Source organism: Neisseria sp. HMSC058F07, from assembly GCF_001810035.1.
GTDB classification, from domain to species: Bacteria; Pseudomonadota; Gammaproteobacteria; order Burkholderiales; family Neisseriaceae; genus Neisseria; species Neisseria perflava.
Genome location: NZ_KV799698.1, coordinates 1 through 508 on the forward strand (window position 1 = coordinate 1; position 508 = coordinate 508).

General features: G+C 52.2%; 1 pseudogene. It reads left to right on the top strand.

The window, feature by feature from the left end:
• Window positions 1-508, top strand: a pseudogene (locus tag HMPREF2696_RS07945) (RHS repeat protein); the annotation flags it as partial.

Below are 508 nucleotides of genomic sequence, written 5' to 3' on the forward strand. Positions count from 1 at the left end.
GTCAAACGCAGCTTCGGCTATAAAAACAATCTGATGGTGTCGCATACGGATGCGGCCGGATTGGTATCGGAATACGAATACGACCATTACACCCCGACCGGCAAAGTCATCCGCAACCGGACTTCTTTGGGCGAGGAATGGCGTTTTACCTATCACGAAGGTTACACCGAGGTAACCGACATATTGGGCCGTACCGAGCAATATCATTACGACTACAACAATGAGTTGACCAAACGGGTGTTTGCCGACGGCAGTACCAACCTGATGGAACGCGACGACTTGGGCCGTCTGCTCAGCCATACCGATGCAATGGGACGCGTTACCCGTTATCAATACAGCAACGAAGGCCAGGTAGAAAGCATTATCCGTCCGGACGGCGTCATCCTGCATTTCGACTATGACGACAACTACCGTCTGATCCGTAAAAGCGATGCCGAAAGCTGTTACCACGGCTATACCTATGACGAAGCGGGTAACCTGCTGACCCATACCGACCCGCTGAAACACA